The 23,628-nt window shown below is 64.9% G+C and carries 27 protein-coding genes; 12 read left to right on the top strand and 15 right to left on the bottom strand.

What is annotated here, in order from left to right; genetic code table 11:
* Positions 1-18 precede the first annotated feature (18 nt).
* From M3A49_RS18045 to M3A49_RS18035, 3 genes are all read left to right on the top strand, one after another.
* Positions 19-540 (top strand): SRPBCC domain-containing protein, encoded by a 522-nt coding sequence (locus M3A49_RS18045; protein WP_266229947.1) that lies wholly within the window; start codon positions 19-21, stop codon positions 538-540.
* Positions 537-1,550, top strand: coding sequence for a zinc-dependent alcohol dehydrogenase family protein (locus M3A49_RS18040; protein WP_266229945.1), 1,014 nt, complete (start codon positions 537-539; stop codon positions 1,548-1,550). The genes M3A49_RS18045 and M3A49_RS18040 overlap by 4 nt, the downstream gene beginning before the upstream one ends.
* Positions 1,551-1,774: 224 nt before the next feature.
* Positions 1,775-2,086, top strand: a complete 312-nt coding sequence (locus M3A49_RS18035; protein WP_028206842.1) for a high-potential iron-sulfur protein — start codon at positions 1,775-1,777, stop codon at positions 2,084-2,086.
* Positions 2,087-2,396: 310 nt separating this feature from the next.
* Here M3A49_RS18035 and M3A49_RS18030 read toward each other — a convergent pair whose 3' ends face one another.
* The 4 genes from M3A49_RS18030 to M3A49_RS18020 all read right to left on the bottom strand — a co-directional run bounded on the left by M3A49_RS18030 (position 2,397) and on the right by M3A49_RS18020 (position 5,965).
* Entirely contained in the window at positions 2,397-4,589 is a 2,193-nt protein-coding gene (locus M3A49_RS18030; protein ID WP_266229944.1) for a glycoside hydrolase family 28 protein, read from the bottom strand.
* A gap of 270 nt (positions 4,590-4,859) precedes the next feature.
* Positions 4,860-5,039: a hypothetical protein gene (locus M3A49_RS18025; RefSeq protein ID WP_266229943.1), complete on the bottom strand. Its 180-nt coding sequence runs from the start codon at positions 5,037-5,039 to the stop codon at positions 4,860-4,862.
* An 83-nt stretch (positions 5,040-5,122) separates the two neighbouring features.
* Positions 5,123-5,314: a helix-turn-helix domain-containing protein gene (locus tag M3A49_RS42515; RefSeq protein ID WP_323183165.1), complete on the bottom strand. Its 192-nt coding sequence runs from the start codon at positions 5,312-5,314 to the stop codon at positions 5,123-5,125.
* On the bottom strand, positions 5,315-5,965 hold the full coding sequence (locus tag M3A49_RS18020; RefSeq protein ID WP_323183164.1) for a helix-turn-helix transcriptional regulator: 651 nt from the start codon (positions 5,963-5,965) through the stop codon (positions 5,315-5,317).
* Between the two features lie 327 nt (positions 5,966-6,292).
* Here M3A49_RS18020 and tatA point away from each other — a divergent pair, with 327 nt between their 5' ends.
* Positions 6,293-6,520: a Sec-independent protein translocase subunit TatA gene (gene tatA / locus M3A49_RS18015; protein ID WP_028206838.1), complete on the top strand. Its 228-nt coding sequence runs from the start codon at positions 6,293-6,295 to the stop codon at positions 6,518-6,520.
* Between the two features lie 38 nt (positions 6,521-6,558).
* Here the strand turns inward: tatA and M3A49_RS18010 are convergent, their stop codons facing one another.
* Complete coding sequence (locus M3A49_RS18010) at positions 6,559-7,209, bottom strand: ureidoglycolate lyase (RefSeq protein ID WP_266229942.1); 651 nt, start codon at positions 7,207-7,209, stop codon at positions 6,559-6,561.
* A 114-nt stretch (positions 7,210-7,323) separates the two neighbouring features.
* Between M3A49_RS18010 and M3A49_RS18005 the strand changes: the two genes are divergently transcribed.
* Entirely contained in the window at positions 7,324-7,890 is a 567-nt protein-coding gene (locus M3A49_RS18005) for a LysR family transcriptional regulator substrate-binding protein (protein WP_266229941.1), read from the top strand.
* A gap of 102 nt (positions 7,891-7,992) precedes the next feature.
* Positions 7,993-8,355, top strand: coding sequence for a BON domain-containing protein (locus M3A49_RS18000; RefSeq protein ID WP_266229940.1), 363 nt, complete (start codon positions 7,993-7,995; stop codon positions 8,353-8,355).
* An 84-nt stretch (positions 8,356-8,439) separates the two neighbouring features.
* Here the strand turns inward: M3A49_RS18000 and M3A49_RS17995 are convergent, their stop codons facing one another.
* Both M3A49_RS17995 and M3A49_RS17990 read right to left on the bottom strand, forming a co-directional pair.
* Positions 8,440-8,760: a DoxX family protein gene (locus tag M3A49_RS17995; RefSeq protein WP_266229939.1), complete on the bottom strand. Its 321-nt coding sequence runs from the start codon at positions 8,758-8,760 to the stop codon at positions 8,440-8,442.
* Between the two features lies 1 nt (position 8,761).
* A complete protein-coding gene (locus M3A49_RS17990) occupies positions 8,762-9,142 on the bottom strand; it encodes a DUF4267 domain-containing protein (protein WP_254354760.1) in 381 nt (126 codons plus the stop codon).
* A gap of 115 nt (positions 9,143-9,257) precedes the next feature.
* Here M3A49_RS17990 and M3A49_RS17985 point away from each other — a divergent pair, with 115 nt between their 5' ends.
* Positions 9,258-9,854: a TetR/AcrR family transcriptional regulator gene (locus M3A49_RS17985; protein WP_266229938.1), complete on the top strand. Its 597-nt coding sequence runs from the start codon at positions 9,258-9,260 to the stop codon at positions 9,852-9,854.
* A 114-nt stretch (positions 9,855-9,968) separates the two neighbouring features.
* Here the strand turns inward: M3A49_RS17985 and acnB are convergent, their stop codons facing one another.
* Together acnB and M3A49_RS17975 are read right to left on the bottom strand one after the other, a co-directional pair.
* Positions 9,969-12,560: a bifunctional aconitate hydratase 2/2-methylisocitrate dehydratase gene (gene acnB, locus M3A49_RS17980; RefSeq protein WP_266229936.1), complete on the bottom strand. Its 2,592-nt coding sequence runs from the start codon at positions 12,558-12,560 to the stop codon at positions 9,969-9,971.
* Between the two features lie 180 nt (positions 12,561-12,740).
* Entirely contained in the window at positions 12,741-13,127 is a 387-nt protein-coding gene (locus tag M3A49_RS17975) for a DUF3175 domain-containing protein (protein ID WP_254354763.1), read from the bottom strand.
* Between the two features lie 158 nt (positions 13,128-13,285).
* Here M3A49_RS17975 and M3A49_RS17970 point away from each other — a divergent pair, with 158 nt between their 5' ends.
* Both M3A49_RS17970 and M3A49_RS17965 read left to right on the top strand, forming a co-directional pair.
* Positions 13,286-13,576 carry a hypothetical protein gene (locus tag M3A49_RS17970; RefSeq protein ID WP_266229935.1) on the top strand — a complete coding sequence of 97 codons (291 nt, stop codon included), beginning with the start codon at positions 13,286-13,288 and terminating at the stop codon, positions 13,574-13,576.
* Between the two features lie 382 nt (positions 13,577-13,958).
* Positions 13,959-14,228, top strand: a complete 270-nt coding sequence (locus tag M3A49_RS17965) for a hypothetical protein (RefSeq protein WP_266229934.1) — start codon at positions 13,959-13,961, stop codon at positions 14,226-14,228.
* 28 nt (positions 14,229-14,256) lie between these two features.
* On the opposite strand, the gene M3A49_RS17960 is transcribed toward M3A49_RS17965, so the two are convergent.
* Both M3A49_RS17960 and M3A49_RS17955 read right to left on the bottom strand, forming a co-directional pair.
* Positions 14,257-14,538, bottom strand: a complete 282-nt coding sequence (locus M3A49_RS17960; protein WP_266229933.1) for a hypothetical protein — start codon at positions 14,536-14,538, stop codon at positions 14,257-14,259.
* Between the two features lie 48 nt (positions 14,539-14,586).
* Entirely contained in the window at positions 14,587-15,378 is a 792-nt protein-coding gene (locus tag M3A49_RS17955) for an SDR family NAD(P)-dependent oxidoreductase (protein WP_266229932.1), read from the bottom strand.
* A gap of 147 nt (positions 15,379-15,525) precedes the next feature.
* Between M3A49_RS17955 and gcvA the strand changes: the two genes are divergently transcribed.
* A complete protein-coding gene (gene gcvA, locus M3A49_RS17950) occupies positions 15,526-16,464 on the top strand; it encodes a transcriptional regulator GcvA (RefSeq protein ID WP_266229930.1) in 939 nt (312 codons plus the stop codon).
* Here the strand turns inward: gcvA and M3A49_RS17945 are convergent.
* The 3 genes from M3A49_RS17945 to prpR form a co-directional block, all read right to left on the bottom strand.
* The gene (locus M3A49_RS17945) at positions 16,461-17,294 is read right to left on the bottom strand and encodes an alpha/beta hydrolase (RefSeq protein ID WP_266229929.1); all 834 of its coding nucleotides are present in this window, start codon (positions 17,292-17,294) and stop codon (positions 16,461-16,463) included. The two genes, gcvA and M3A49_RS17945, sit on opposite strands and share 4 nt — an antisense overlap.
* A 28-nt stretch (positions 17,295-17,322) precedes the next feature.
* The gene (locus tag M3A49_RS17940) at positions 17,323-17,934 is read right to left on the bottom strand and encodes a LysE family translocator (RefSeq protein WP_416338972.1); all 612 of its coding nucleotides are present in this window, start codon (positions 17,932-17,934) and stop codon (positions 17,323-17,325) included.
* A gap of 139 nt (positions 17,935-18,073) precedes the next feature.
* Positions 18,074-20,035, bottom strand: a complete 1,962-nt coding sequence (gene prpR, locus M3A49_RS17935) for a propionate catabolism operon regulatory protein PrpR (protein WP_266229927.1) — start codon at positions 20,033-20,035, stop codon at positions 18,074-18,076.
* Between the two features lie 197 nt (positions 20,036-20,232).
* On the opposite strand from prpR, the gene M3A49_RS17930 reads away from it, so the two are divergent.
* On the top strand, positions 20,233-21,117 hold the full coding sequence (locus tag M3A49_RS17930; RefSeq protein ID WP_266229926.1) for an isocitrate lyase/PEP mutase family protein: 885 nt from the start codon (positions 20,233-20,235) through the stop codon (positions 21,115-21,117).
* Positions 21,118-21,160: 43 nt separating this feature from the next.
* Positions 21,161-22,486, top strand: a complete 1,326-nt coding sequence (locus M3A49_RS17925; RefSeq protein ID WP_266229924.1) for an MFS transporter — start codon at positions 21,161-21,163, stop codon at positions 22,484-22,486.
* A 6-nt stretch (positions 22,487-22,492) separates the two neighbouring features.
* Here M3A49_RS17925 and M3A49_RS17920 read toward each other — a convergent pair whose 3' ends face one another.
* Positions 22,493-23,473: a bifunctional helix-turn-helix transcriptional regulator/GNAT family N-acetyltransferase gene (locus M3A49_RS17920; protein WP_266229923.1), complete on the bottom strand. Its 981-nt coding sequence runs from the start codon at positions 23,471-23,473 to the stop codon at positions 22,493-22,495.
* Positions 23,474-23,628 lie beyond the last annotated feature (155 nt).

The following is a 23,628-nucleotide window of genomic DNA, read 5'->3' as shown; positions in this document are numbered from 1 at the left end:
CATCGAAAGGTAACGAACATGAACGAGATTTTCTGGCCCGAAGACTACTTGCCCGGCACGACCGACAACTTCTGTTCCAACGAAGTGATCGTGGCGGGCCTTTCCACGGCCGACGTCTGGCCGCTGCTGAACAACGCGACCGTGTGGCCGAGCTATTACAGCAATTCCGCGGATGTCGGCTTCCACGACGGCCTGGGCCCCGAACTGAGCGCGGGCTTGCGTTTTCACTTCAAGACCTTCGGCTTTCCGGTGCAGGCCAAAGTGACCGGGCACGAGCCGCCGGCCGCGGGCCAGCCCGCGCGTGTGGCGTGGCACGGCTGGGCCGAGGGAGACGCAGAAACGCGCCTGGACGTGATTCACGCGTGGCTCATCGAAGACCTTTCCGGCGGCCGCGTGCGCGTGCTCGCGCAGGAATCGCAGAAGGGCAAAGCGGCTGTGACGCTGGCGAAAACGCGCCCGAGTCCGATGATCAACGGGCACCAGGACTGGCTCGACGGCCTGATCGCCGCCGCGCGCAACGCGAAGGGAGCACGGCGATGAAGGCCGCCGTGGTGCGTGCGCCGGGCGGGCTCGACCGCATCGAGCTGTGCGATATCGCCGAGCCCGGCGCGCCCGGCGCCGGCGAGATCCGCGTGGAGCTTCACGCCACGTCGCTCAATTTTCACGACCTGCTCGTGGCCAATGGCGCGATCCCCACGGCGGATGGACGCGTGCTGATGTCCGATGGCGCGGGCGTGGTGTCGGCGGTCGGCGCGGGCGTGACGCAATTCAAGCGCGGCGACCACGTGGTGTCGTGCTTCTTCCCGCAATGGGCGGACGGTTTGCCGTGGCAGGCCGTGGGCAACTTCGCGCAGACGCCCGGCGACGGCGTGGACGGCTTCGCGACCTTGCACGCCGTGCGGCCCGTGAGCGCTTTCACGCTCGCGCCGCGCGGCTGGACCTACGCCGAGGCGGCGACGATTACGACGGCGGGGCTCACCGCATGGCGTGCGCTGGTGGCCGACGGCGGCCTCAAGGCCGGCGACACCGTGCTGACGCTCGGCACCGGCGGCGTGTCGATCGCGGCTTTGCAGATCGCGCGGATGATGGGCGCTTCGGTCATCGTCACGTCATCGTCGGACGAGAAGCTGGAGCGTGCGAAAGCGCTTGGCGCCGACGAGGTGGTCAACTACCGGCAACACGAAAAGTGGGGCGCGCTCGTGCGCGACATGACGGGCGGCAAGGGCGTGGATCGCGTGATCGAAGTCGGCGGCCCGGGCACGCTCGCCCAGTCGATCGACGCGGTGCGCGTGGGCGGCCACATCGCGCTGATCGGCGTGCTGACCGGACGCGAAGGCACCGTGCCGACCTCCGTGCTCATGGCGAAGCAGGCGCGCGTGCAGGGCTTGATCGTGGGCAGCCGGCGGCAGCAGCAAGACTACGTCGCGGCGCTCGACCAGGCTGGCATTCGCCCTGTGCTCGACCGTACGTTCGGGCTGGACGAGCTGGCCGATGCGTTCCGTCATCAGCAAGCCGGGGCGCATTTCGGCAAGGTTTGCGCGGCGTGGTGAAACCAATGCGGCGCCGTTGTGGCGCCGCGTTTGCGATCGCCGTGAAAATTGCCTGGCATAACGAAATAATTAAAGGCGCCTTGCGAGGTGCTGCAATGTTTCCGTTCTTTACAACGGATCGCGAAGTGATATAAATAAGTAGCACACGGAAAAAACACGAACGAATCGGCCGCCTGATCAGCAACTACGAGAGCCGGGTACGTTCCATGCTCAGGAGCCCCACCATGCCGCTTTCCCGTCGTCGCTTCATGATCCTTGCCGCCTCCGTGGCTTCCACGGCGGCGCTTTCCAGCGAATCGCGCGCCGACGCGCCGGTGCTCTCCGAGAGCGACCCGACCGCCATGGCGCTCGGCTACAAAACCGACGCGAGCAAAGTCGACAAGACCAAGTTTCCGCGCTTCCAGGCGGGGCAGACCTGCGCGAACTGCCAGCTGTTTCAGGGCAAGCCGGGTGCGCCGAATGGCCCGTGCGCGACCTATGGCGGCAAGATCGTCGACGCCAAAGGCTGGTGCAATGCCTATGTGAAGAAAGCCTGAGCCATGCCCCGCGAGGGGTATGCTACAAGCCATCGAGCAATGAGTTTCGGGAGGCACCATGAAGGCGGTGTGCCCGCTGCACGGACCCACGACCATCGTCGGGACGAACGCGTACGGGTTTCCGGTGTATGCATGTTGCCGCGACGACATTCCCTTTGTCATGCCCCCGGACGCCTGTACGCGTGAGCCGGTGAAGTCCGGAGATGAACCGGCGCCGAAGCGCCGGCAGCCTCCGGCAGACAAGGAACCACGCTGACGAACCGATCGCCGCGCACATGGACGCGGTTGCCCGCGTCCATGTGCGTCGGCATCAGGTCGCCGGTGCGGTCAGCGACGTGTTGTACGTGGTGCCCGCGATCACCACATTGGTCAGCGTAATACCGCTCACGTTGCTCGCGAAGACCGGCCCCGGCGCGGCCGTCGCCGACGTCGAAGGCGTGGTCGGAACCGCGCCCGTGCACACCGGGTTGCCGAGGTTGCAGTTCGAGATCGTGACGCCGCTGATCGGACTCACGGTCGGCACCGGTAGCGGACCGTTGTAATCGACCGCCTCGGGGCCCTGCATGACGAGCGCCTGGAAGCACGAGTTCGACCCGGCGACGAAGCCCGAAGGCATCGAGTAGGACACCGCGCCCGACACGTTGCTCGCGTTCACGTTGGTGATGTTGATGTTGCTGATCACCGACGGACTCCAGCGCACCGCGTCGCCGGACGGGCTGTAATCGCAGTCGAACGTGATCAAGCCGCCCTGGCCCGTCGACGGGTTCGTTGCGAGACCGGTCGTGCCCGTGCCCGTGATCTTGCTAATCGCCGCGCCCAGCGAGCCGCCGCCGTATTTCCCCGCGAGGTTCACGCCGTTGGCGAGCGTCACGCCGTTGATCCAGACGTTGTTGATGAACCCGCCGCGATTCATGTTGCTCTTGAACCGCAGCGCGATATTGAGCGGATTGCTTGCCCAGTTCTCGTTTTGCATCATCAGGTTGCGGGCGTAGACGTTGCGCACGCCTGCGCTCATTTCGCTGCCGATCGTCAGACCGCCGTGGCCGCTTTGCATCGTGCAGTTCTGCACGACGATGTTCTGCATCGGACCGTACTCGGTATCGAGATACTTGCCGGACTTGATCGCGATGCAGTCGTCGCCGGTGTTGAACTGAACGTTTTGCACCAGCACGTGATTGCACGCGTCCGGATCGAAGCCGTCGTTGTTCGGTCCGATGCTGTCGGCAAACACGCCGTCGATCACCACGTTCGTGCAATCGGTCGGATGGTGCTGCCAGAACGGCGTGTTCTGCGTGTGGTAGTTCTGCAGATACACGTTGGTGCAGCCGATGAACTCGATCATGCACGGACGCAGAAAATGACCGTTGCCGAAAATGCGGTTCTCGATGGGCACGCGCAGCTCGGAGAGCGCGGGCAGATAGTTCTGGTCCTGGTTCCAGCCCGTGCCCGTGAGCAGGGTCATCAGCGAAGTCGTGACGCCGTACTGATTCGTGAAGGAAGCGTTCGCCTGCGGGTTCTGGATCTGGCCAGCGGGGAGGCTCGTTAGCGCGACGTTGTTCGGATTCACATAGGCTTGTGACGGCGTTGAAGAACCTGCGCAGCCGTATGTGTTGCTGCTTCCCTTGTAGGTCCACCAGCACGAGGTGGGCGCCTGGGTGCTCAGTTGCATCGGCGTCATCGCCTGACCGTTCAGCACGCAGGTATTGTCATCGGCGGTCACGGCAATGTTGGTCTGGCGGAATGCATAAATCGGCGAGCCGAAATTCAGGCAGTCGTTCGCCTGCCAGCGCGTGTGGTACAGATTGCCGTTCGCCGTCTTGTACGGGCCGTTTTTCGCATAGTCGGCGGGATTCGGGCTGAAATAGATCGTGCAGCCTGATTCCAGGTGGAGGTTCACATGGCTCAGCAGCACGATCGGACCGCCGCAGTACCAGTTGCCGGTCGGCACCACCACGCGGCCGCCACCGGCACGGCTCGCGTCGACAATCGCCGTATTGATCGCGGTGCATGAGTCGTATTGCGTGCCCGTGTAGTCACACGGCACCATCACGCCCGAGCCCGGGCTTTGCAGGTCGCTGGTCGGATGCGTGGTCTGTTCGGTGCCGCCCGTCACCCATGGAATCTTGCCGCCCGGCCAGGCAGTCGACGTCATCAGCGCGGAGGCGGGGAGTACGCGCGCACCGTAGCTAGTCACGTGAAAATCGGCGCGGGAAAACAGCGAGCGATCGACGTGGGCAAGCCTCCTGATGATCGCCGTGGCCTGGCCCTCCGGGCCCCAGATCGGATCGCCCGCGGCGTGCCCGGGCGGCTGTGGAATCTTTCCTCCGAATGTGGCAGGCGTGGGAAACATGGAGTCGGCTGCTGCCGCTGCGCGGCTGGCGGCGAGGAGGCTTGCGCCTGCGGACGCGCCGGCAAAGGCCATGAACGCGCGCCGTTTGGGCGAGGCGGGCGCATGGTTGCGGGCTTCGGTGGGTAGGGGATCGTCCTGGTCATGTGTTGCCATTTGATTCGTTCTCCTATGTTGTCTCGCGGGATTGTTTTGCTGCAGGGGTGACGGCCGGACTTCGGCGGCGATTGGGCCGCGTGGCGACGCCAATGCGAACAGGAGAGGCACGGTTACAGCGACGAGATCGGACAGGAGCGGCTGACTCGATCACTATGGATATTGTTGTCAGACGACATCGAAATCGTCAATCAGATTTATCTAGGTGGTGTACCTGGGTTTCTGCGATATGGCCTGTGGCTGGGCGGAGCTTACGGTATTGTAAATTTGTCAGACGAGCGGGGTTATTGTGTCGCCCCTGGGAACGATTCCCGCCGCCTCGACCATCAGGATCACTGTCTTCTCCGGCGCGCGCGGTCGATGCAGCAGGCCTTTACGCACGTCGATGATTTCGCCGAAGGCATAGAGGACGTCAAGGCGGGTCAGATAGGGAAAGGCATCGGGGCTCACATCGATCTCCGGGAACGTCAGTTCGTGCCGAACATGCGAGCCACTCCAGGCCGTGGCCGCGCTGTGGGTCTTGTACCGGACCGTCAATCTTTGGTACAGGAGCGATTTTCAAGCAGCTGCGCGCGGTACGCGCCTGGTGTCAGACCCATCCGGCGCCGAAAGACGCGCGTAAAGTGGCTTTGATCGGCGAAGCCGGCGGCCTCGGCAATCGCTGCGAGCGAGAGGCGTCCACGGGTCAATTCAGTGCATGCGAAATCGAGCCGAAGCTGGCGCACCTACTCCCCGACCGTACAGCCAAAGTGCTTGCGGAATTCACGCGCAAGGTGGTCGGCACAAACATGGTTGTGCGAAGCAATTTCATCCAGCGTCAACGTCTCGCGAAAGCGATCGTGCAGCATGGCTTCCACGCGAGCGAGCCAGCGGCGCGAACCGCCAGCCGTCGCCGTACGCGGGACGGTGCGCTCGCACGCGGCAAGCAGTTCGAGTACCAGCCCTTCGACTGCCAACGACGTAGCCGAGTCCTGCTCGCGGCATTCGCGGACCAGGCGGCGCATGAACGACAGCGGTGCGCCGCCTGCAAAGTCATCGGGACGATCGAGGACCCGGGTCCGGCCGCCAAGCTGCTGTGCCCACGAGGTCGAAAACTCGAGATGGAGTGCCTTGCCGCCGGCGCCATGCCAGGTATTGGCGTGGGGCACGCCCGCGGGGAAAAACGTCAGCGACATCGGCCCGTCTTCGCCGCGGCGGGCCGGCCAGGATCGGGTTCCGCAACCGTTCAGCACGCAACAGAAAAACGGATTGACATGCTCGTGCTGCGGGATGATCGGATCCGTTGCGAAATCGGTCTCCACGAGCGAGATGCCGTCATCCCCGTATCGCAGGGAGGTGGTGCCGAAGTAGTCGCCCGGTTCAAGTACCCTAAGCATGGGAGGGCTCCCAAAGAGACGTTGCAGCCGATATTAAACGCTTGTCTGGAACCGTTTGAAAGGCGGTCGTGCGCCGACCGCGCTGAGGCGGCGATTCGCGCCATGCGCGCGCAGATTGGCGGACACGGCTCCCTTTTGTATTTGCGTGTATCTACAGGGCGCGCTCGTACATGCGCATACAAAACCGCCGTTCCAGGAAACGAGCGAGACACATCCGCGCGTTCCAATACGCCTGCGGAACATCGGGCTATACGCCGGGTCGGGCAGCAAGATTCATGTCATTCGTCGCGAGCGACGCGCGCGACGGCAAAGAGAGGGTTTTCAGTTATGGGTTCGTTGAGCATTTGGCATTGGATGATCGTTCTCCTGATCGTGGCACTAGTTTTCGGTACGAAGAAGCTACGCAACATCGGAGGCGATCTGGGCGTCGCGGTGAAGGGATTCAAGGAAGGCATGGCGCAAAGCGAAACGCCTGAACGGCAGCATGCATTGCTGCACAGCGACGCCGTCGACACGGAAGCAAAGGATGTGACGCGCTCGAGCGACGTCCGCTAGCCTCATCCATCGCAGTGCATCTGCGGGAGCAGCGCGCGCTAGTCCCGTGCGATGGCGGCCTCGAGCAGACAGCCGAACTCTGTCGCGAATTCGACCGAGACGCGTGCATGGACAGCGCCTTGTTTGTCGAAGAATCGCTGCGTGCCGTCGAGCGTGAACACGCCTTCGTGCCAGATGTTGGGGTGGATATAGAGACCCTGCCGTCCGTCGAAGCGGAAGCACACGAACTTCTCCGGCGTAATGTCGTCGCCTGGCAATGCCAGCGGCACGTAGAACGGGAGACGATCGAGCGGAAAGAACAGTTGCCCGCCGTCGGGGTGATAGTTCGCATGCCATATCAACATGCGTTCCGGGGCGGCGGCGCTGTCTTCGCGTGCGTCGTCGGGCTCCGTTGCGTAGGCGAGAACATAGTTGCCGCCTACCGCTTCGTTTCGACCGTACAGAATGTCGCCGCGCCATTCGCTGACGAACGTGCCTTCGGTCGTGCCCGCTTCGTCGCCGGTTCCCGGATCGATCGGTCTTGACCCCACTGCAGGCCACTGGACGATTTCCACCTGACATGCGTGCGGGTGGTCCACCAGCTTGCCATAGCCATTCAGCGTTGCCGGCGTCGCGTCGACCACGGGCATCGCCACTTGCCGCAGGCCCCGCGGGAGGGCGGGATTGAGGTAGTCGATCTCTTTGCTCATTACGCATCTGGCGTCAAAAGGGCGGGTCGTCAGAACCCGCAACGGCATCGAGCTTAGAGCGCGTCCCCTGTGCAGTCAAATTCATACCGATGCTATATTTTCACATCGAGATTTATGGTGCTTCAAGTGGTGGCCGCCTTTCGCGCGCAGTATCCCGAGATCGAAATCTCGGTCTCGTTCGGAAGTCAGCGCGAGGTCTGGGACGATCTGCTCGCGTATCGGGTCGACGCGGTGGTCATCGGCAATGCCAGGAGCGATGCGCGTGTGGCGTCAATTCCCGTCGCGCGGCAGGACATGCGCGTTCTCGTGCCGGAGCGTCATCCACTCGCAGCGGCCAAAAGCGTGTCCCTCGGCGATCTCGCGGCGTATGCCGTGATTCGCCGGGAGGCGGGCTCCAACACCCAGCGACTGGTCGACGAAGCCTTGCGGCGTGCGGGAATATCGCTCCCGACGGCGATGAAACTCGGTAGTCGCGAGGCCGTTCTGGAGGCCGTGCGGCAAGACCTCGGCATCGGATTCGTGCTCGAGCGCGAGATTCCCGAGGGCGCGCGTTCCGTTGCCATCCCGGTGGAGGAACTGCGCGGCTGCAATATCGATTCGGTGGCCTGCCTTCACAGCCAACGCAAGCGAGGAATCGTCCAGACCTTTCTGGGCGTGGCGGCGGCATCCGCGGCCGGGTAGTACGGCGGCGCGATGCGCGCGCCGTCGGAGCGGGTGTTCGCATGGTGGTGCAATATGGACCGCGGCCGGCGGATCCCTGCGCGGCAATGTCAGGAGTGGGTCATGAAATCGAATCTGCGATGCGCCTTGTCTGCGTTTCTTCTGCTTACCGCTGCTGGCATGGCCCATGCCCAGTCGGCGAATGAGCCAACGGACGCATCGATGGCAACGGGGGCGACCCAGGCGGCGCCCAGCGAGAAGAAGGAGGACCGCGCACTTGCCCGTGCCGTGCGGCGCGCCTTGTCGAGGGCGCAAGGATTCAACGTTTCCGGCGTTTTCGTGCGCGCGCGCAGCGGCGCGGTGACGCTGAGCGGCACGGTTCGCACTGGCGACCAGATCCGGCAGGCGGAAGAGGTGGCGCGTTCCGTGCAGGGCGTGAATTCGGTGTCGAACAAGCTGACGCTCTTTCACGGCGGCAACGGCTGAATACACCGCGCTGGCGTTCGCGCGTTGATTGCACGGGATGCCGTCAACGCGTGGCGCACATTGGCGTCTCTCCTGGCGGCCCTCTCAAGACGAGATCCCTGCGAGCGCGATCACGGCGACAAAAACACCGAGCGGCACAAGGTGCGAGAAGTCGCGGTGACGCAGAACGGTCAAAACCGCAGCCGCAATGATTAGCGCCCCAAGCGCCAGGCCAATCACGCGACTTGCCGGAAGCGCAATCAGCACGGCAGACAACATCTCCAGTGCGCCGGTCAATCGACCCCACCAGCGCGGGTAACCCCACCGGGCGTAATCGCTTTGCGTCGCGGGGGGGCCGATCGCGTTGAAGAGACCCGCGCCAAAGAAGCCGGCGGCGAGGAGCCAGATCGAAAGAGTATGGACCATCTCAGCGCCCTCCCATCATCGTCGAAATCGCGGTGAAGACCATCAGCACGGCCGTCGCGCCATGCATGCCGAAGGCGCTTTTGGTGGAACCCTTCGCGGCAAGAATGAGCAGCATGTCGCCAACGGGGATGACCGCTTCCACGAGCAGGACGACGCCGATCCAAAGAGGCGTGCCCCACACCATGAACGCCAGGACCGCCAATCCCGACGCAATGTCGCGCACGCCTTTGAGCCGAAGCCACCAGGCGATATTGGCGCCGTTTTCGGGAAGCGGCAGGCCGAAACTACGTGTCGCGGTCATTGGCCTCACAAGATATTGGGTGCCGATCGCGATAATCGCAAGGGCGAGGAACAGCGCCAGTCCGAACGAAAGCCAATGCATTGCGGTGTCCTTTGCTTCGAGGTGTAGTGACGGAATATAATCTAGCATTGCTAGATTTTCAAGCTTCCGTATTATCGCAAGCCGTGTGGACCATTGGGGTCAGGGAGAGGAAAAATTGAGTATCGCCGAGCGCAAAGGCAGGCAACGGGCTGAGCGCGAGTCCCGCATCATCGCGGCAGCGCGCCTGATTGCGGAGCGCGATGGCTGGGATGCAGTCACGGTTCGCCGCCTCGCCGACGAGATCGAATATAGCCAGCCGGTCCTCTATTCGCATTTCGAGAACCGGGACGCGATCGTGGCAGCCGTTGCAGTCGAGGGCTTTCAGGAACTCGCGGTGGCGCTTCGGGAAGCGGCGTGTGGATCGACCGGGCCACAAAACGCCGTCGAGAATGTCGCCATGGCCTATCTCGGTTTTGCAGTGCGGTGTCCTGCGCTTTACGAGGCGATGTTCACCCTCCCGACCGATCTGCGGTTTGCCGACGCTGAAACCCGACCGGAACTGCGGGCTGGTTTCGAAGCGCTCGCGTCGGTCGTCGCACCGTTCTGCGTCGATGTCGAGAACGTGACCGAGACTTTTTGGGCAGCCCTGCATGGGCTTGCCGAACTCGAACGTGCAGGCCGAATCCGGACCGGCGCGCGGGTTGAACGCGTCATGCTGGTCGTCCGGGCAGTGATCGCTTCCCGAAACGGCTCTCTCGACCCAGGCTCATAAGGCAGGACCTCGGCGAACCAAATAAAAATGGCGCCGCAGGCATTCAGCCTGCGGCGCCACTGTCTGGTGCCGCGACGCGGATCTACAACCCAAACCCCGCGCCGTACCCCAGCATCACACTGACATCGTCACCGTATCGGCCACTTCCTTGAAGTCGGCGATCTGGTCGAAGTTCATGTATTGGTAGATTTGGTCGCCGTTGGCGTTGAGCACGCCCATATCGGCCATGTACTCTTCCTTGCTCGGGATCTTGCCCAGACGCGAGCAGATCGCCGCCAGTTCCGCCGAGCCGAGGTACACGTTCGTGTTCTTGCCCAGACGGTTCGGGAAGTTACGCGTCGAGGTCGACATGACCGTCGCGCCTTCGCGCACCTGTGCCTGGTTACCCATGCACAGCGAGCAGCCCGGCATTTCGGTACGCGCGCCAGCCGTGCCGAACACGCCGTAATGGCCTTCTTCGGTCAACTGCTTCTGGTCCATCTTGGTCGGCGGCGCGACCCACAGCTTGACCGGAATGTCGCGCTTGCCTTCGAGCAGCTTCGACGCGGCACGGAAGTGACCGATGTTGGTCATGCACGAGCCGATGAACACTTCGTCGATCTTGGCGCCGGCGACATCCGACAGCGTCTTCACGTCGTCCGGATCGTTCGGGCAGGCCACGATCGGCTCATGCACGTCGGCCAGGTCGATCTCGATGACGGCGGCGTACTCGGCGTCCGCATCCGGTTGCAGCAGTTGCGGGTCGGCCAGCCATGCTTCCATCGCCTTGATGCGGCGCTGCAGGCTGCGCGGGTCCTGGTAGCCCTGGGCGATCATCCACTTCAGCAGCGTGATGTTGCTGTTGAGGTATTCGATGATCGGTTCCTTGTTCAGGTGCACCGTGCAACCGGCGGCCGAACGCTCTGCCGATGCATCCGACAGTTCGAACGCTTGCTCGACCTTCAGGTCGGGCAGGCCTTCGATTTCGAGAATGCGGCCCGAGAAGATGTTCTTCTTGCCTTGCTTGGCGACCGTCAGCGTGCCTTGCTTGATGGCGTACAGCGGGATCGCGTTGACGAGATCACGCAGCGTGACGCCCGGCTGCATCTTGCCCTTGAAGCGCACGAGCACCGATTCCGGCATGTCCAGCGGCATCGTGCCGGTGGCGGCCGCGAAGGCGACCAGACCCGAGCCTGCCGGGAAGCTGATGCCGATCGGGAAGCGCGTGTGCGAGTCGCCGCCGGTGCCGACGGTGTCGGGCAGCAGCATGCGGTTCAGCCACGAGTGGATCACGCCGTCGCCCGGACGCAGCGCGATGCCGCCGCGGTTGCTGATGAAGTTCGGCAGCGTCTGGTGCGTCTTCACGTCCACCGGCTTCGGATACGCGGCGGTGTGGCAGAACGACTGCATGACGAGGTCGGCCGAGAAGCCCAGGCACGCCAGGTCCTTCAGTTCGTCGCGCGTCATCGGGCCCGTGGTGTCCTGCGAGCCCACCGAGGTCATCTTCGGCTCGCAGTACGCGCCCGGGCGCACGCCCTGGCCTTCCGGCAGACCGCACGCGCGGCCAACCATCTTCTGCGCCAGCGAGAAACCCTTGCCGCTGTTGGCAGGCTGTTGCGGCAGGCGGAACAGCGTCGACGGTGCGAGACCCAGCGCTTCACGCGCCTTGGTGGTCAGGCCGCGGCCGATGATCAGCGGAATGCGGCCGCCGGCGCGCACTTCGTCGAACAGCACGTCGGACTTCACCTGGAACTCGGAGATGACTGCGCCGTTCTTGAGTGCCTTGCCTTCGTACGGGCGCAGTTCGACCACGTCGCCCATTTCCATTTGCGACACGTCGAGTTCGATCGGCAGCGCGCCGGCGTCTTCCATCGTGTTGTAGAAGATCGGGGCGATCTTGCCGCCCAGGCACACGCCGCCGAAGCGCTTGTTCGGGATGAAGGGGATGTCTTCGCCCGTGAACCACAGCACCGAGTTGGTGGCCGACTTGCGCGAGGAGCCGGTGCCGACCACGTCGCCCACGTAGGCGACCAGGTGGCCCTTTTCCTTCAGCGATTCGATGAACTTGACCGGGCCGCGCTTGCCGTCTTCTTCCGGCGTGATACCGGGACGGGCGTTCTTCAGCATCGCCAGCGCGTGCATCGGGATGTCCGGGCGGGTGGTCGCGTCCGGGGCCGGCGAGAGGTCGTCGGTGTTGGTTTCGCCCGTCACCTTGAAGACGGTGATGGTCAGGCTTTGCGGCACTTCCGGACGGCTCGTGAACCATTCGGCGTCGGCCCAGCTTTGCAGCACGGCCTTTGCGTTGGCGTTGCCCTTGTCGGCCAGTTCCTTGACGTCGTGGAACTGGTCGAACATCAGCAGGGTTTTCTTCAGCGCGTCGGCAGCCACGGTGCCCACTTCGGCGTCGGCCAGCAGCTCGATCAGCGGGGCGATGTTGTAGCCGCCCAGCATCGTGCCGAGCAGTTCGGTGGCGCGAGCGCGCGAGATCAGCGCGCAGGCGGTTTCGCCCTTGGCCACGGCGGCCAGGAACCCGGCCTTCACGCGGGCGGCTTCGTCGACGCCTGCGGGCACGCGGTTGGTGATCAGGTCGAGCAGGGTCTGCTCTTCGCCAGCGGGCGGATTCGTCAGCAGTTCCACCAGTTCGGCAGTCTGCTGAGCCGTGAGCGGCAGGGGGGGAATGCCGAGCGCGGCGCGTGCGGCTACGTGAGCGCGAAAGTTTTCAAGCATTGGGGGACCTACTGGTATTGCGTTTGAAGGCGAAGGCTTTTCAGGCACTCCGAGGCTTTTCCAGGCACTGCTTTGAGCGGGATTTTAAGCGCATTGCGATATAACGTCAAATGTCTTATGTCTTATATAAGAGTTGGGTGCGACGCCCCATGGCGCTGTGAAAAAGCCTGATATTTTCCCTCAGGGCTTGCGGCCAAACGCTTCCCGCAGCTTTCCCTTGGCTTTCGCGAGCGTCTCGCGCCGCGATTTGGGCAGGTTTCTACCCGCGCGGTTGATGTAGAAGTTCAGCATCGACATGGCCGACTGAAACGGCGTGCCCTTGCGCCGCCGGCTGTGCAGCGACGACTCCTTGAGCGAACGGGCGATCGCTTCGGCGCTGCCGGATCTGAATACGCCGGCCTCGATGTCCATGGCGTCGCTCGTCTCGTTCACGTGCTTCGACCATTTATTTGTGGCGCCGCTCGTGGTGCTTTTCGTGTGACCTCTGGCGGCGCTCGCGTGGGCATGACGCTGCCGCGCCGGGCGGCCGCCCTTGCGCCGCGTAGAAGGATGCTGGCTCGTGCTCATGACTTCTCCCGTTCGACGATTCACCCGCTGCGCAAATGCAATACCGGCTGCACAGCGGGGCGAGGCCCGGCACGCCCCATGCGTCCACGCAGGTGTGCACGCGCGCGGCGTGAGGAAAACGGCATTGCGCGTCGAACCGGCAAGGGAGGCAGTCGATCATGAAGTCAACTCCACGCTACGAAGTGAATGTATGCGGAGGCGATTTCCAGCATGTCCGGGAATGCTTTCGCGATTGGAAAAATGAAACGCTTATCTACCGCAAGGACCATAAGATGTTTGAGGGACGCAACGATGTGCGTCCGCTGGCAAGGCGCGAGTACGACAACACGGAGCAGGCGCGCACGGCGCTGCAAAACGCCTGCAGCCCGCACGATCGCTATGCGCTGGCGGCTGAAGTGAGCAACGGCGAACGCGACATGTGGATCGTGATGGCGGCCTATCGGGAGTAAATGATGGTCGCAGGACGGGGCGCGCCAGTGCAAAAGTGAAAGATCGGACAGACGGGGAACGAGGTAGAAGAATTACAAGCGTGGCGCGCGGAATTGCAATTGCTGCGCGCAAGGGAGGGATCAGATGAAAAGCACTGCGAAATCGGGTGCAAATCTGGCCAGGCCGCGCGCCCGCTCGTGGCCGCGTTTGTGGCTGCTCGGCGCGGCCGCGCTGGCGCTCGGCTGTACGGCCTGCAAACGTGCCGACGAAGGTGCGCGCCCGCAAACCCAGGACGCTTTGGGTAGCCAGATATCGGCGCCAGCCGGCGCGCAAGTGGCGCCGGCGAGCGGTCCGAAACCATGAACCGGATGCCTCGCATCCACACCCTTTAAGGAGCGGATGATGGGTCTTTCGACACACAACCCCACGCCGGATGAGGCCGGCGAAACCGGCGGCGAACTCGCCGCCGGCAAGCAACCGGCGCAGGAGAAACGCGCGAGGGGTGCGCCGGGCAGCTTCGATCAACCGGAGTCGCGGCCCGAGTTCATGCCGCGCGAGGGCGGCCCGCATCCGGAGCAGACGGCAGAGGTGCCGCTCGGCCACCACGGCCGGGCGGAGCCGCCGGGGTCGTTCGGGCACAACAGCGCGCCCGTGAAAAGGAAGGGCGGTTAGTCATGCGAAATACCCCGGCGTGCTCGCTTCACGCGGCTTCGTAGACGCGCACTTCGGGCGCATCGTCCAGCAGCGGCGCGAGTGCGCCAACGACATCGGCCGTGAACAACGCGCTCTCGAGGTAGGCCTGCGCGTGCTCGACGCTATCGAAGCTGTGCAGCACCTGCACGTCCGCTTCACGCACGAGCAGCTCCTTCGACTTCGCGCCCGCTATCGTTTCGAGAAACGCCGCCTTGTACTGCCGGTAGACGCCAGCGGCGGCCGCGCGCTGGCTGGCGGCAATCTTCAGGGTGATTTGCAGATAGACCATGCTGTGCTCCTGTGTGTCGTGTCGCAAAATCGATCAGCCGCTCGCGCTTCAGGCGTGGCGGCCGGCCATCACGCCGCCGTCCACGGGCAGCACGGTGCCCGTGATCCAGGCGGCGTGAGGCGAGGCGAGAAAGAGCATTGCCTCGGCAACATCCGCGGGCTGGCCGTTGCGCCCGAGCGGATGAAACGCGTTGAATCCCGGCAGCGTCCTGCTGACTTCGTCCTCGGTCATGAAGGTGCGATACACCGGCGTTTCCACGACGCCCGGCGCGACGGTATTGATGCGGATGTTCGAGGACGCCAGTTCGATGGCGAGATTGCGCGTGAGCGCATGCACGCCCGCATTGGCCGCCGAGTACGCCGCGGAAGGCGTGGTGCCGATGGCCTGCAGCGCCCAGAGCGAACCCGTCTGGACGATCGCGCCGCCGCCGCGCTCGAGCATCGCCTTGGCCGCGGCCTGCGCCATGAAGAACTTGCCTTTGAGGATCGTGTCGAGAAAGCTGTCGTATTCGGCCTCGATCACGTCGAGAAACGCTTTGGGCCGGAAAATACCGGCGTTGTTGATGAGAATGTCGACACCGCCGAACGCCCCGGTCGCGAGGTCGACGAGCGCAGCCGCGGTGGCGGGCAGCGCAATATCGCCGGCATGAAAGCGCACGTTGGCGCCTGAAGCGTCGATTTGCGCGGCCGCTACGCGCAGCTTCGCCTCGTCGCGCCCGCCGATGACGACGCGCGCGCCGCCCTTCACGAGACGCGCGGCGACTTCCTTGCCGATGCCGGAACCGCCACCGGTGACGATCGCCACCCTGGACGTAAAATCAAAAGAAAAACTATGGTTCATGATGGACTCCTCGAAGCCATGGAATGGGGCCGACGCTGGCGGCATGCGACGCGCTGAATGCCTCGTCAACGGCACTCATTCTGTTCGCGTCCGCTCGCGCCCACAAATCAGATATTCTGTCTCCCGTTGACAGAAAATCTTTGGATCATGAAGACGCCCGTCTACCTCAACGCCATGCGCGCATTCGAAGCGAGCGCGCGGCATCAGAGTTTTTCCGCCGCGGCCGCCGAGCTGAATGTGACGCCTGCCGCCGTCGGCCAACTCGTGCGCAGTCTCGAAGACTGGCTCGGCACGCCCGTGTTCGTCCGCGGCAGCGGCGGCAGGGCGCGGCTGATGGTGACGGAAGTGGCCGCGCGTGCGTTGCCCGACATCCGTGCCGGTTTCGATCGCTTGAGCCTGGGGCTGGAGCGCCTGAAGGAGGGCTCGGCGAACGGCGTGCTGACGGTCACGGTGAGCCCGGCGTTCGCCGCCAAATGGCTCCTGCCGCGCATCGACCGTTTTCAGGCCGCGTGGCCGGACACCGACGTGCGTCTGGACACGAGCCTGAAACTGCTCGACTTCGTCGCGCAGGGCATCGATATCGGCGTGCGCTATGGGGCCGGCGCGTGGCCGGGGCTCACTGCCGAAAAGCTCATGGACGAGGAGATCTATCCCGTCTGCTCACCGGCCGTGCGTCGGGCCGGAAAATGGCGCGCGCCACGCGATCTCGCTCGCGCGCCGCTCATTCACGATCTCTCCGTGGACAGCCATGCGGGCTTTGCTTCGTGGCATGCGTGGTTCGAGAGCGTGGGGGTGACGCCCGCATCGGCGAGCCGCGGCATGAAGATCAACAATTCGGCCGCGGTGCTGCAGGCAGCGATAGAAGGGCACGGTGTCGCGCTCGCGCGCAGTGTCATGGCGCGCGACGATCTCGCGGCCGGCCGGCTCGTGCGCCTCTTCCCGGAGATCGCCTTTACTTCGGCGCTGGCGTACTACGTGGTCTATCGGCCCGAGTGCGCGAGTCTGCCGAGGCTGACGGCGTTTCGTGACTGGCTCAGAGGCGAGGTGCGGGAAGAGGTGGGGCGCCCGACGCGAAAATCCCGCTAGGGCGCGAGCATCCACGCCGTGATGCCGTGCACGACTTCGCTTTCGATGCCGTTGAAGCCGTGATACGCGAACGCCCCGCACGGGTCGCCCCGCGAAGCGCCGCCGGAAACGAGCATCAGCTTCGTTCTCGGCGATTGCGTGAGCTTTTGCATGAGGGTGTCCGTTTCGGCTACCGGGCACACCTTGCAGGCGTCGTCCTTGTTGTGCACCACGAGCACTGGAAGCTTGAGCGCGGAGAGGTTCATGCCTGTGACCGGGTCGCCGCCCCGGTTTTCGCGCAGGATGGTCGAGGTCAGCACGATGCCGTCCGGGCCTGCGCCGGGGTTTGCGTCGTCTTTCGCGAGCGCAATGGCGATGGCCGCCACCGACTGCGTGCCGCGGCTCGTGCCAACGAGCCAGACCGGCACGCGCAGTTGTTCGCGCGACCACGCGATCACGGCGCGGGCGTCCGCGGCGTGTTCCGGCGCGAGGCGAAAGCCGTCCAGGTAGGGCGGTGATTGCCGGTCGCTCGGTGCGTCGAGGATCGCCACGGCAACGCCGCCGTTCACAAACAGCATGCGGCTGCGCACGAGAAAGTTGTTGGCGCCCCAGCCGAAGTTTCCCTGCGGGTCCAGTTGCAGGCCGCCGTGCCCGCCCGCGTAAAGAATCGCGACCGCTTTTGGCGCGGCGGGCGCAATGAAAAGGAAGCGCTGGGTGACGCCGGGCCGGGTAGGAAGGTCGACGACCTTGGGCGCGCTTTGCGCGTGGGCCAGCAAGGACGACGCTGCGAGCACGAACGCCAGTGTCAATGCCGACGCCAGCGGCGCGGCGCGCAGCCAGCGCGCAGCCATGCGCCCGTTCATGGCCGCGTGACGAGGCTCAGCGCCCCGCGAGCATGCGCCCGCCGAGCCCGATCAGCACGACGCCCACTACCGAGTCGAGCGCGGCTTTGCGCCGGACGAGGAACTGGCGCACCGTGGGATGCGAGGCGAGCAGGGCCATCGAGCAATACCAGGCGCACGAGATGAGGATCGCGATCACGACGACTGCCACTTCGAGCCAGCGCGGCGCGGCTGCGGGCACCATCAACGCAAAGATGCTGCCGTAGAACGCAATGGCCTTGGGATTCGTCATGCTGACGACGTAGCCCTTCTTCGCGGCGGCCCAACCCGATGCGCCCGCCTGTGCCGCAACCTGCAAGGGCTGCCGCGCGGTGAGGAGCATTTTCGCGCCGAGCCAGACCAGATAACCCGCGCCCGCGATGCGCAGCCCGGTGCCGATCCAGGCCACGTGGGTGACGATCAGGCTCAGGCCCGCGATGGCGATCCATGCCCACGTGCCGGAGGCGGCGGCGAGACCGAGGCCGGTCGCGAGGCCCGCGGGCCGCGAGGCCACCGCCGCGGAGGTGACGATGACGAAGTTCGGCCCGGGGCTGGCGACGCTCAGCAGCAGGACGCCCGAGAGCGCGAGCAGGACGTTGAAATAGTTCACGATGGCAGGTTCCGCGGCAGGTTCGATGCGCCCTCAATCGACGCATCGTCGAGGTTGTCATGATACTCCGTGCGCCTGCGCGGCACGGCGCTCGAAACGATCGGGCAGAATCTGCTGGCGGGCAAGCCGTTGTACGCGCTCAGGCGCCTTTCATCAGACGCCAAAGCGTCGTGCGACCTATGCCGAGCGCGCGGCTGGCGGCGGCCCGATTGCCGTCGTGCGCGGCGAGCGCGCGCTCGACGTCTTCCCGCGTGACCGGCGTGGCGTCGTCGCGGCGCGCGCCGTTTGAGGCAGTCGGCGCGCGCCGCGGTGTATCGCTCGCTGCGTCACTTTGCGCGAATTCCGGAAATACGTCGTATAACGAACTATCTGCGTGTGTGCAGCCGGTTTCATCGGCGAGGAAGATGGCCGCGCGCGCGAGCAGATTCTCGAGTTCGCGAACATTCCCCGGCCACGCGTAGCTCGCGAAGTACGGCGCGAACAGCGTGAGCACGCGTTCGATCGCGGCGGGGCGCAGGGCGTAGCGATCGGCCATGCGTTCGAGCAGATGGCGCGCGAGCGTAGCGATGTCCTCGCGGCGTTCGCGCAAGGGCGGCAACGGAATTGGCAGCAGATTGAGCCGGAAATACAGGTCGGCCCGGAATGCGCCTTCCTGCACCAGCGCGCGCAAGTCGCGGTGCGTGGCGGCAATCACGCGCACGTCCACGGGCGTTGCGCGGCTGGCGCCCAGCTTCATGACCTCGCGCTCCTGGAGCACGCGCAGCAGGCGGCTTTGCAGCGCGGGCGGCATCTCGCCGATTTCGTCGAGAAAGATCGTGCCCGTATGTGCGATTTCGACGAGGCCAGGCTTGCCGCCGCGCCGCGCGCCCGTGAACGCGCCTTCTTCGTGACCGAACAGCTCGCTTTCGATCAGCCCCTCGGGCAGCGCCGCGCAGTTGAAGGCGACGAATGGATTGCCGCGCCGCCGGCTCGCGTTATGGATGCCCTGCGCGACGAGTTCCTTGCCCGTGCCGCTTTCGCCTGTGAGGAGCACGGTGGCGTCGTGCGCGGCGCTCATGGCCGCGAGGCGACGCACGCGTGCCATGGAGGGCGCAACGCCCACCAGGTCGTCCAGTTCGTAGCGCGCCACGAGGTGCCGCGGTCGCTGGGTCGTGCGCAGCGACCGGTCGATGCGCTGCGCGACGAGCGCATCCTGCGCAGTGACCACCGCGCCCGAGCGCGCGCCTTGCTCGACGATCGGCACGCAGCTCACGATCAGCGAGCGGCCGCCGATCTGCTCGATGCGTTCATCGACTGCCGCAACGCTGCCAGCCACTTCATGCAGCAGCGGCCCCACCGAGCGGACCAGTTGTGCGCTCACATCGCGCGCGCGGTCGAGGCCGAGCAGGTCGAGCATGGCCGGATTGACCGCTTCGAGCTGACCGGCTTCGTCGAAAGCGGCCACGCCGTCGCGCAGGTGCGCAACGATCGTATTCAGGCGCACGCGCTTGGACTCCTTCTGGCGGCTCACGCGCGCCAGTTCCACCGAGCGCTCGAACGCCTCGTGCACCGCGCCCAGCGAGTAGAGGAACACGCTTTCGAGTCCCGCCGCCTGGGCAAGATCGCAGGCCATGCCGGGGCCGATGATGACGCGGCAGCCCTCGGCGGCGAGCGCCGTGACGGCGTCGCGCACTTCGTCCACCGTGCGATAGGCGCGCTGCGTGAGGCGCAGGTTGAGCCACGCGCCGAGGTCGGCGAGTTCGTGCGAAACGCTTTCGTGCAGGATCAGCCCGATCGGCGCGCCGGGCCAGGTGGCGTTCGCGTGTGTGATGCCGGCCAGTACGTCGAAGCCGTTCACCTTCACCATGACCACGGGCACGCTCAGGTTGTCGCGCAAGTACGCGCCGTTGGACCCGGCGGCGAGCACCACGTCCACGGTGCCGGCTTCGATATAGGGCTGCAGCGCCGTGACGGCGTCGCCATAGCCTTCGCGCACGTTGAAGAAGCGGGCCTCGCTGGCATAGCGCGGCGCCACGGTTTCGCAGAGATTGCGCAATCGGCTGATGCTCACGAGCGCGATGCTCGGGCGACTGGCGGCCTGGGGCGGACTGGGGGGAGGCACGGCGGAATCCTCGGCGCGAAGTTGGGTGTTCTGGAACGTTTCATGAAACGTTCCAGAGATTGTGGCATGAAACGCCGGTCGTGCGCTGGAGCCGGCTAAGGTATTGTTTTATATGGCTTGCGCTCAGCTCCTGCTGGTTGGCATACATCGTGCGGATGTCTGAGCCATCTCAAAACCCACTGAACGGAGTCATTGCGATGACCACTTCCACTACCGCACGCCGCGCCGCGTTCCGCGCCAAAGTCAACGAACGCCGCGGCCTGCTCGTGCCGGGCGCCTTCAACGCCATGAGCGCCCGCGTGATCGAGGACGCCGGTTTCGAAGCGCTCTACCTCACGGGCGCGGGCGTCACCAACATGTCGTTCGGCCTGCCCGATCTCGGCTTCATCGGTTTGAGCGACATTGCCGAGCACACGGCGCGCGTGCGCGACGCGGTCAACCTGCCGCTCATCGTCGACGCGGACACGGGCTTCGGCAACGCGCTCAACGTGCGCCATACCGTGCGCACGCTCGAGCGCAGCGGCGCCGATGCGATCCAGTTCGAAGACCAGGTGATGCCGAAGAAGTGCGGCCACTTCGCCAACAAGGAAGTGATCGGCGCGAGCGAGATGGTGGGCAAGATCCGCGCGGCCGTGGACGCGCGCGAAGACGGCAACCTGCTCATCATGGCGCGCACCGATGCCGCCGCCGTGCACGGCATCGAAGAGGCGATTGCGCGCGGCCACGCGTTCATCGAGGCGGGCGCGGACATTCTCTTTATCGAAGCCACGGAAAAGCTCGAAGACATCGAACGCCTGCCCAAACTCATCGACGCGCCGCAACTCATCAACATCGTGATTGGTGGCAAGACCCCGGTGCAGTCGCGTGAAGAACTGGCGGGCCTTGGCTACGCGCTGGTGCTGTACGCGAACGCGGCGCTGCAGGGCGCGGTGGTCGGCATGCAGCGTGCTCTCGGGCAGTTGCGCGCAAACGGCCGCCTCGACGAAGACGCGACGATCGTCGCGCCGTTCGCCGAGCGTCAGCGCCTCGTCAACAAGCCGCTCTTCGACCGGCTCGATCGCGAGTACGCACCGAAGGACTGAACGCCACACCGCGCAATTTTGAAAACAAGAGGAGGAGACACGCATGTCGAACGACGCGGATTTCGGAGTCCGAATCGACAACGAGACGGTGGAAACTGCGCCAGTCGCGCGGCCACGCATCCGTTCGATCGTCGGGGGTCTGGCTGGCAACCTGATCGAGTGGTACGACTTTCTGGCGTACAGCATTTTTTCGATTTACTTCGCGAAGTCGTTTTTCCCGAGCGACAAGCCGACCGTGCAACTCATGAACACGGCGGCCATCGCGGCCGTGGGCTACGTTGCGAGGCCGCTCGGCAGCTGGCTCGTGGGCTTCTACGCCGACCGTCACGGGCGCAAGTCGGCGCTTACGTGGTCGGTCACGGCCATGTGCATCGGCTCGCTGATGATCGCGCTCACGCCCGGTTACGCGAGCATCGGCGTGCTCGCGCCTGTCGTGCTGATTGCGGCGCGCCTCCTGCAGGGCCTGAGCATGGGCGGCGAGTACGGCACCAGCGCGACTTACCTCAGCGAGATCGCGCCCGCCAACCGGCGCGGGTTCTATCTAGGCTTTTTGCAGGTGAGCGTGGTGGCCGGGCAACTCGTTGCGCTCGCACTCATGCTCGTCATGCAGAACCTGCTGATGACGGCCGAACAGATCGAGCGCTGGGGCTGGCGCGTGCCGTTTCTGCTGGGCGGCGCGCTCGCGCTGTTCGCGCTTTATATGCGGCGCAACGTGACGGAAACCGAAGCCTTCGAGCGTGGCCGGCGTGAGGCCGGTCCGCCGGTGCTGAAGCAGCTACTCTCGCACTGGCGGCAGATTTTGCTCGCCATCGGCATTACCGTGGGCGGCACGGTGGGCTTCTATACGTTCACGATTTATATGCAGAAGTACCTCGTGAACACCGTGGGCCTTTCGAAGGAGATGTCGACGCTCGTCTCCACCGGCGCGCTGCTGCTGTATATGCCGCTTCAGCCGCTCTTCGGACTCGCCTCCGACGTGTTCGGCCGTCGCCCGGTGCTGATCTGCTTTGGTCTTTCGACCACGCTATTTTCCGTGCCGCTCTTCACGGCGCTGAGCCATACGCGCGATCCGCTGGTGGCGTTCCTGCTGTCGTTCGCCGGTCTCGTGATGCTGAGCGGCTTCACCTCGGTGCACATGCTCGCGAAAACGGAGCTGTTCCCCACGCGCATCCGCGCGCTCGCGGTGGGCCTGCCGTATGCGCTCACGACGGCGATTCTCGGCGGCACGACGGAGTTCGTCGCGCTGCGCTTCAAGGCGAGCGGCCACGAGCAGGACTTCTACTGGTACGTGACGGCCTGCGCGGCGATTTCGCTGATCGTGTATCTGCGCATGCCTGAGACGCGCGGGCGCCCGGCAAGCTCCGTGTGATGCGAGTCAAACGGAGCGTCGCCTCACGAAGCGCTGCTCCGTGACCTTCGTGCCCCACTGGTCGCCTTCGGACTCTTCCGCGAGGTGGAAGCCGAACGACTCGTACAGATGCCGCGCGGCATCGAGGCCCTTGAAGGTCCACAGGTAGGTCTCGGCGTAGTGCGCATCGACGAACTGCATCGCGTTCGTCATCAACTGCCTGCCGATGCCGGTGCCGCGCAATGAGTCGTCCACGATGAACCAGCGCAGGTGGGCGACGCCGGCGTTGCCGCTCCCGTTTCCGTCGATGGCAAGCGACGCCAGCACGCGATCTCGCTCCACCGCGAGCCAGAGCGCCTTGCCAACGGCTGGCAAGGCGCCGGCGAAGTCGGCGAGTTCCGTCGCCACCTTCTTCTCGAAGTAAGCGCCGAAGCCCCAGTTCGCCGCGTAGAACCGCCCGTGCAGGCTCGCAATGTCGCCAATGCAGCCGGGCCGGTAGCCTTCCACGATCTGCACCCCCGCCGCCGGCGCGGTCGCGCTGATCTCGTTGGGGTTGTCGTGCGCGAGCGCGTCGGCGTAGAGCGCGAGCGCCCGCACGAGTACCTGCTGGTCGGCAGGAACGAGCCTGCGCAGCGCGTTGGAAACCTGGTCCGTGGCGAAGCGGTCGATCTTCGCGCGCAGCTTCTGGCCTGCCGCGCTCAGGGTCAGTTCGGAAGAGCGCGCGTCGTCGGCGGCGGTCCTGCGTTTGACGAGACCGGCCGCCTCGAGCCGCGCGACCTGCCGGCTCGTGTTCGACTTGTCGAGCCGCAGGAGGTCGCCCAGCGCCCTCGCGTTGATGCCCGGCTGCGCGCCGATCTCGATGATGGCGTGCACGGCGGAAGGGGCGAGATCGCTGTCGGCGAGCGTCGTGCGCATGAAGCCCAGCTCGCGCACGAGCCGCCGCGAGAACTCGCGCAGCTCGAGGATGGTCGTCTCGCGGGGCTGCGCGGGCACGTCGACAAAATCCATGATGGTCTCCGTTATGGACTTCATGCTAATGGTTGCGAGTCGCAACCATTTCGGACTCAATATAGGCGCGCGTGACGGATAAGGCAAGTTCGCAACGCAGCCGGGAAATTGCCGTTCGACCCTTCACTGGCTCAGGCTCAAGAGGAACGCCAATT

This window comes from Paraburkholderia sp. CNPSo 3076, from assembly GCF_026343935.1.
GTDB lineage: Bacteria > Pseudomonadota > Gammaproteobacteria > Burkholderiales > Burkholderiaceae > Paraburkholderia > Paraburkholderia nodosa.
This window is presented reverse-complemented; position numbering and strand designations above follow the sequence as displayed.

Coding starts and splice junctions, on each gene's coding strand:
- M3A49_RS18045 (WP_266229947.1), top strand. CDS start 19: ATGAACGAGATTTTCTGGCCCGAAGACTACTTGCCCGGCACGACCGAC.
- M3A49_RS18040 (WP_266229945.1), top strand. CDS start 537: ATGAAGGCCGCCGTGGTGCGTGCGCCGGGCGGGCTCGACCGCATCGAG.
- M3A49_RS18035 (WP_028206842.1), top strand. CDS start 1,775: ATGCCGCTTTCCCGTCGTCGCTTCATGATCCTTGCCGCCTCCGTGGCT.
- M3A49_RS18030 (WP_266229944.1), bottom strand. CDS start 4,589: ATGGCAACACATGACCAGGACGATCCCCTACCCACCGAAGCCCGCAAC.
- M3A49_RS18020 (WP_323183164.1), bottom strand. CDS start 5,965: ATGCTTAGGGTACTTGAACCGGGCGACTACTTCGGCACCACCTCCCTG.
- tatA (WP_028206838.1), top strand. CDS start 6,293: ATGGGTTCGTTGAGCATTTGGCATTGGATGATCGTTCTCCTGATCGTG.
- M3A49_RS18010 (WP_266229942.1), bottom strand. CDS start 7,209: ATGAGCAAAGAGATCGACTACCTCAATCCCGCCCTCCCGCGGGGCCTG.
- M3A49_RS18005 (WP_266229941.1), top strand. CDS start 7,324: ATGGTGCTTCAAGTGGTGGCCGCCTTTCGCGCGCAGTATCCCGAGATC.
- M3A49_RS18000 (WP_266229940.1), top strand. CDS start 7,993: ATGAAATCGAATCTGCGATGCGCCTTGTCTGCGTTTCTTCTGCTTACC.
- M3A49_RS17995 (WP_266229939.1), bottom strand. CDS start 8,760: ATGGTCCATACTCTTTCGATCTGGCTCCTCGCCGCCGGCTTCTTTGGC.
- M3A49_RS17990 (WP_254354760.1), bottom strand. CDS start 9,142: ATGCATTGGCTTTCGTTCGGACTGGCGCTGTTCCTCGCCCTTGCGATT.
- acnB (WP_266229936.1), bottom strand. CDS start 12,560: ATGCTTGAAAACTTTCGCGCTCACGTAGCCGCACGCGCCGCGCTCGGC.
- M3A49_RS17975 (WP_254354763.1), bottom strand. CDS start 13,127: ATGAGCACGAGCCAGCATCCTTCTACGCGGCGCAAGGGCGGCCGCCCG.
- M3A49_RS17970 (WP_266229935.1), top strand. CDS start 13,286: ATGAAGTCAACTCCACGCTACGAAGTGAATGTATGCGGAGGCGATTTC.
- M3A49_RS17965 (WP_266229934.1), top strand. CDS start 13,959: ATGGGTCTTTCGACACACAACCCCACGCCGGATGAGGCCGGCGAAACC.
- M3A49_RS17960 (WP_266229933.1), bottom strand. CDS start 14,538: ATGGTCTATCTGCAAATCACCCTGAAGATTGCCGCCAGCCAGCGCGCG.
- M3A49_RS17955 (WP_266229932.1), bottom strand. CDS start 15,378: ATGAACCATAGTTTTTCTTTTGATTTTACGTCCAGGGTGGCGATCGTC.
- gcvA (WP_266229930.1), top strand. CDS start 15,526: ATGAAGACGCCCGTCTACCTCAACGCCATGCGCGCATTCGAAGCGAGC.
- M3A49_RS17945 (WP_266229929.1), bottom strand. CDS start 17,294: ATGGCTGCGCGCTGGCTGCGCGCCGCGCCGCTGGCGTCGGCATTGACA.
- M3A49_RS17930 (WP_266229926.1), top strand. CDS start 20,233: ATGACCACTTCCACTACCGCACGCCGCGCCGCGTTCCGCGCCAAAGTC.
- M3A49_RS17925 (WP_266229924.1), top strand. CDS start 21,161: ATGTCGAACGACGCGGATTTCGGAGTCCGAATCGACAACGAGACGGTG.
- M3A49_RS17920 (WP_266229923.1), bottom strand. CDS start 23,473: ATGGATTTTGTCGACGTGCCCGCGCAGCCCCGCGAGACGACCATCCTC.